The sequence below is a fragment of the Pauljensenia sp. UMB3104 genome, assembly GCF_030217285.1.
Classification (GTDB): Bacteria; Actinomycetota; Actinomycetes; order Actinomycetales; family Actinomycetaceae; genus Pauljensenia.
Window position 1 is genome coordinate 1 of record NZ_JASONN010000041.1, and the last position, 6,383, is coordinate 6,383.

Annotated in this window: 3 protein-coding genes and 1 pseudogene; all 4 read left to right on the forward strand. The window is 54.3% G+C overall.

All coding sequences use genetic code 11. The annotated features are described in order from the left end of the window. Positions 1-211: 211 nt before the first annotated feature. Positions 212-3,205 carry a CRISPR-associated helicase Cas3' gene (cas3, locus tag QP415_RS10560; protein WP_198008380.1) on the forward strand — a complete coding sequence of 998 codons (2,994 nt, stop codon included), beginning with the start codon at positions 212-214 and terminating at the stop codon, positions 3,203-3,205. Then, the gene (gene casA, locus QP415_RS10565; RefSeq protein ID WP_285100005.1) at positions 3,192-4,877 is read left to right on the forward strand and encodes a type I-E CRISPR-associated protein Cse1/CasA; all 1,686 of its coding nucleotides are present in this window, start codon (positions 3,192-3,194) and stop codon (positions 4,875-4,877) included. Before cas3 ends, casA begins: the two co-directional genes overlap by 14 nt. After that, the gene (gene casB, locus QP415_RS10570; protein WP_016460507.1) at positions 4,874-5,521 is read left to right on the forward strand and encodes a type I-E CRISPR-associated protein Cse2/CasB; all 648 of its coding nucleotides are present in this window, start codon (positions 4,874-4,876) and stop codon (positions 5,519-5,521) included. The genes casA and casB overlap by 4 nt, the downstream gene beginning before the upstream one ends. A 48-nt stretch (positions 5,522-5,569) precedes the next feature. Further along, positions 5,570-6,295, forward strand: a pseudogene (gene cas7e / locus QP415_RS10575) (type I-E CRISPR-associated protein Cas7/Cse4/CasC); the annotation flags it as partial. Between the last annotated feature and the right edge of the window lie 88 nt (positions 6,296-6,383).

A 6,383-nucleotide genomic window follows, 5' to 3' on the forward strand; every position in this document is an offset into this window, starting at 1 on the left:
TCACCAACTACATCACCCGAGCACTCCTCGAAACAGGAGGATTCAAACCCCAACTACACCCCCAATTATGAAGAGCCTGTTATGGTTGCCACACCAGCCTTCGGGCTGGGGCAATCAATGTGAGGTTGCCGGGCTCATCAGTCTTATAAAAATGGACTTGTCGGTGCTTTCGCTGCACTGGTAAGTGTTACGACTCAAGGATGAGAAGATCATGGCCCGTAAGGATGCGGATAGCAGTGGTTTCAGCAGTCGTGTGGTTGCAGCACCGCCGGTCTTTCCTTCCGCGCAGCCTGAGCTTGATGCGTCTCTGCTTACAGACTTGGCTCGATGCTTTTGGGCAAAAAGCGGAGACGGCGAATCCACGTGGTTGTCCGTTGTGCAGCATTTAATGGACGCTGCAGATATAGCGGGATACCTCTTTGACGAGTACTTAAGTGAGCATCATCGAAGACTGATGGCATCTGTTTGGGGAGGGGATCAAAAGAAGGCCCGAGCAGCATTCGTATTCCTTGCGGGGATTCACGACGTTGGAAAAGTGAGTGCGGTGTTCGAGTGCCAGTGTGAAGAACTCGTGAAACTGATCCACGATCAAGGTCTCGAAGTAATGCCTGAGAAATATTATTCACGTCGAGCAGCGTTGCCTCATGGATTTGTCAGCCAGTTTGCTCTTCAGGAAGAGATAGAAGCGTGCGGGGCTGATGCTTCCCGCGCCTTTCAGTGGGCAGTTCTGGTCGGAGTCCATCACGGTCACTACCCTGAATCAACTGGTGTGGGGCGAGCACGCGATCAACACTGCAATTTGATGGAAGCTTCGGATGATGGTCAGCAGTGGGGCCAGGCGCGCTCGGACATTCTTCGATGGATGGCGGCTCGCAGTGGTTTCCCGCTCGTTGCGCCCGGCACCGCCCTGCCGGAGTTGCCCATTGCGGTGGCCTCCGCCTACGCCTCGGCCCTTGTGATCGCGGACTGGCTCGCTTCCAACGAGGATTACTTCCCGCTTCGTCCCCGGCCGGTCGGTGAGACCGGAAAGCAGTCGATTGAGGGATACTCGGAGCTCACTGCGGACCAGCAGCGTGAGCGTGTCGAGCGTGCCTGGAAGCGAGCGGGCTTTCCAACCCCTCTGCGCATTCCTGAGGCTCCACCTGGTGAGGTCGCAGAGTTCTACCGTCACCGTTTCGGATGGCCGGACACGTACAGGCCGACTGAGGCTCAGAGCGCCGCCATTGAGATTGCAACATGCGAGGACCCGGACCTCATGATTGTCGAGGCCCCGCCGGGGTCCGGGAAGACCGAGCTGGCTTTCGCTGCCGCTGAGGTGCTGATGCGCTCGCGGGGGCTGCAGGGAGTGTTCGTCGCGCTGCCTACTCAGGCCACGACGAATGCGATGTTTGAGCGCGTCACCGCGTGGCTGACGAGCATCCTGGGCGATGAACCGCAGAAGCTTGGCATCCAGCTTGCGCACGGGAAAAACAGCCTCAACGAGTCCTTCGTGAAGCTCCTTGAGCGTGGCAAGAGCCCTCTCGAAGTGTATGACGACGGGGAGGACCTCGGCCTTCACGCGAGTCGTTGGATGGGTCAGCGGTGGCGCTCGACGCTGTCGCCCGTTGTAGTCGGGACAATCGATCAGGTGCTGCTCGCAGCCCTGAAGTCGCGTCACGTGCTGGTGCGTCACCTTGGGCTCATGGGCAAGGTCGTCGTCATCGATGAGGTGCACGCTGCCGACGAATACATGGAGACCTACCTGGAAGCTGCGCTGACGTGGCTTGGTATGTACGGGATCCCCGTTGTGCTGCTGTCGGCGACCCTGCCGCCCGCACGGCGTTCGGCGCTCCTTGAGGCATATCGCCGAGGTCGTGGCTCGTCCGGTGCGGGGGCTGAGTCGGTCGATGGCATGATCGGTTATCCGGCTATTTCCACGGTGTCCGCCACGGGCGTGCGCGTCCATGAAATCCAGGGTGAAGCAGAGGTCCCCAAGCGGATCATCCCAACCCCACTCGAATCGACCCGTAAGATCGCAGAGCTGCTGGACCGCGAGCTCGCCGACGGTGGATGCGCCGTCGTCATCCGCAATACCGTCCGGGAGGCCCAGGAAACATACGAGGCCGTGAGGTCTGTGTTCGGGCGTGAGCAGGTCACCCTGCTGCACTCGCGTTTCCTGGCCGCTGAACGGGCGGTTCGTGATCGCCGGATGCTTGAACTTTTTGGGAAAGATAGTGCGCAGCGTCCTTTCAGGCACGTCGTCGTGGCGACGCAGGTGATTGAGCAAAGCCTTGATGTCGACTTCGACCTCATGCTCACAGACCCCGCGCCCATGGACCTCGTGCTACAGCGTATCGGGCGGCTCCATCGGCACGACAGAGCCGAGCGGCCTGTGCGTTTACGCGAAGCCCGTTGCCTCGTCCTCGTTGAGGACCTATTCGCTGTCCCGTGGGCATATTCCATACGAACAGACCATATCTATTCGCGGTATTCAGTCCTGCGCACTCTCGGAATTCTTGCTGATCGGAGGGAGGTGCGCGTCTGCGAACCACGAGACTATGCGCAGCTAACAGCATTGGCTTACTCCGATGCGCAGAGTGTTGGACCCGCGGAATGGACGGAAGCGTTTGGCATAGCGCAAGTAGCGAAAACCGATGCGATGACAACCTCGAGGAGGAATGCGAACACGTGGTGTCTCAACGGCGCCAATATAACTGAGTGGACCGCATCGAGATTAGAGGAATCGTTCGCAGGCAATGCTGCAACAGGAGAAGAGGTCGGGGGTGTGGGGCGGGCTGCCGTTCGAGATGGTGAAGACCAGATACCAGTCATCGTTGTTGCGGTCGATCCCGAATCGTGCGGATCTGTGATGGCGCCACCCCTAAGTGACAAGAGTTCGCCTGGTGAAAAACTCGATGTGCGTGACTATGCCGCGCGTGGCCGGATAGCGGAGATTTGCTCGTGGACTCTCTCCTTGCCTCCGTGGTCTTTCCGTGAACGTGGGCGAAGTATCGAAGACACGGTGGACGCAGTTGAGCATGCCCTACGAGAAGATCTCAGTACGGAAGGTTGGCTGTGTCGGAAACATCCACTGTTGGCGGGACAGTTAATCCTCGTGATGTCCAAAGCCGCCGATGGTGAGCGGCTTACACGCAACCTCTGCGGACGCACACTGACTTATACCACTGAGACTGGAATGGAGATTTGGGTCAATGAAGAACCCTGAATACAACCTACTTGACGAGCCCTGGATACCCGTGAGGCTGCTTGACGGCTCAGTCACTGAAGTTGGGCTGCTGGAACTACTCCAGCGTACGACCGACATCGCGGATCTGGCATGCGAGCTACCCACGCAGAGCATCGCGATTCAACGACTGATCTTAGCGGTCGCGTATCGGGTGGCAACCCCGCGAGACATGCATGACTGGGCCAGGCAGTGGGATCAAGGCGCTCCGACGGATCAGATGATCGAGTACCTCGAACGATGGAGGGATCGCTTTTTCTTATTTGGCGGTGAGTATCCATTTATGCAGGTCGCTGATCTAAAGACTGCAAAAGATGAAGCGAAACCGTTAAGTGTGATAATCGCGAATCTGCCGAAAGAAGAGAAGCGCTTGTTTTCATCACGAAGTGGGGCTGGAGCAGACTGGATGAGTGCGGCAGAAGCCGCGCGATGGCTTGTCCATGTTCAAAACTATGACTCTTCAGGAATACGTTCCGGAGCAGAGGGCGATCCAAAAGCATCGGCCGGTAGAGGGAGCCCGATTGGGCCTGCATGGTGTGCGCAGCTAGGGATCGTCTGGATTAAAGGAAACGACCTTGATGAGACGATTGTCCTCAATCTGATTCCATCTGACTCAGGCAGGTTGGAAGGTGGAGACAACTCTTCTGACTGGGGGGCTTGTACATGGGAAAAAGCGGACCCTTGGACTGCGAATCGGGACGACTACTCCGTCGCAGGAAAAAAAGGGACTACGAAAGCCGAGAGCTTGAGTATCCCAAAGTTGATGACATGGCAGTCTCGACGAGTTCGGTTATTCGGAGATTCTGCGGGAGTGACAAAAGTGCTTGTCTGCCAAGGAGACAAATTGACGTCGAACAATATGTTTAGGTATGAGCCGCAGAGTATGTGGAGATATGATTCGGGGGCTTCGAAGAAGTCGGTGGACGTATATAAAGCATTCAACTTTACAGCGGATCGTGCTATGTGGCGGAATCTTCCTGGTGTGTTCTGTCCTCAGGTGAAGGTGAAAGTGGGGGGCGGTCGAGAAGTCGATAGGGTTCTTCAGCCGGCAACGCTTACGTTCCATCATAGCTTGCAGTTGAATAGAGTGAAGACGAGATATCCAGTTCGACTTCGTCTTCAAGCTGTTGGAATGATCTTTGTTTCCAAAGAGAAGACGGATTATAAGGCTGTGTATTTCGATGAGCTGACGCTGTTCTCGATATTGTTGAGTGAGAAGAGCGATAAATTGGTGGCGGAGATCAAGGATCAAGTCATGAAGACAGAAGAAGTTGCGAATCTAATTGGACGTTATGCAAGGGATATCGCGCGTGCGGCCGGTGGAATAGGTGATGTTGATGCTGAGCGAGCGCGACAGCAATTCTATGCAGCTGTCGACATTCAGTTTCGATCGTGGCTCTCAGGGATTGATGGTCATGAAAAGGTTCCTGAAATTCGGAAAAGTTGGGAGGACGTTCTAAGGAAAACATCGCGAATGTTTCAAAAAGAGATTGGTGATGCTGCGCCTCAATCATCGATCATTGGTCGATATGTTGGCAAAATTGGGGGTAAAAATGTGGACAGGTATTTAAGTCTTGGTATTGCCGAGAATTCATTTCGATATGGGTTGTTGAAACTGTTGCCTGCTGTTGATAGTTGGGAAGGGGTGAAATGACTGTGGGTGAGGTGATTTCTGTGACGTATCCCGACGCCGATGTGCAGGGGCTTGTCTCAGCGGAGGCTGTGTTTCGTCATGTGCATGGGCTCATTGCTCATCGCCTGTCGAAAGATACTTCGACAGCTCGTGCACTCCGCGCGCAGTTGCGGGGCGCGCTGAATAGAGAGGTTGGTTCGGTTCCAGCTATCTGGGACCTTACTCTTGATAAACGTAAGGGAGGGTTATCTGATGGAGCTACGAGGGGTGAGAAGGCTGTTCATGGTGCATTGACCCTGTGGGCCTTCCATCAAGGCGCAGCTGTAGACACGGCATCTGCGCCCTCTGATCGACCCTTGAGTTTTGCCTCTGCTATTCGTGTGGTCGCTGAGCACCAAAAAGGAGATAAGAGGGCTGAGGAGACGCCTATCTTCAATCGTTTTTCTGCAGCGGTGCAAGCGCCGACGTTTGATGGCTTGCTCGTGCATCTTCGTTCGCTGGTGTCGCAACTCAAGTCGGCTGGAATTCCCTGTGACTACGCCAAGCTAGCGGCAGATTTGTTCCTGTGGCAGGACTCTGGTTGTCGATCATCCGTTATGCGTGATTGGGGTCGTCAGTTCGCTCGTGCTCTGTCGGAAAGTTCAGTGGCTTCTTCTGGTGAATGACGGTTGCCCATCATTCTTAAACTGTTGTCATTTGTGAAAGGTGAAACAATGTCCATCTTCGTTGATATTCATGTTCTGCAGACTCTCCCTCCTTCGAATCCGAATAGGGATGATACTGGCGCGCCCAAGACTGCGATGTTCGGCGGGGTGCGTCGTATGCGGATATCATCGCAAGCGATTAAGCGTGCTGTTCGAAAAGACTTTGAAAACTCTATAGAGTTAGCTCTTCGAGGCATTCGATCTAAGAGAATTCCAGTATTAATTAAAGAGAAGATTCTTCAACGCAAGCCAGATTGTTCTATCGATGAACTTTCCGCGATGGTCGCTCTGATTATGGAGTTCACGTACTATGGGCATAAAGACTCAAAAGATAAGCGTGAGCAATATTTGAAGCGTGTGCAGCAGAATCCGGAACATGCTTTTGAAGAACTTGACGTCCTTTGGTTTGTCTCCCATGCAGAGATTGATAAGTATGTTGATGCTGTTATTGAAGATATGCAAACTGATGATCCGAAAAAGTCGTTCAGGCTACGTAAATTTGATAAGGCATCTACCGAACGTGATCACTCTATTGCGGTAGCATTGTTTGGGCGGATGGTAGCAAGTAATACGAACTTGCAAGTAGAAGCCGCCTGCCAAGTTGCTCCCGCCATCGGTGTGGGAGCTATGGAAAACGAATACGACTACTACACTGCCGTTGATGATCATAAGGATGCCAGTGAGGATAGTGGCAAAGGCGCCGCGATGATCGGATTGATCGAATTTGCATCGGCGACGATGTATCGGGCTCTTCATAATTGGGGGTGTAGTTGGGGTTTGAATCCTCCTGTTTCGAGGAGTGCTCGGGTGATGTAGTTGGTGA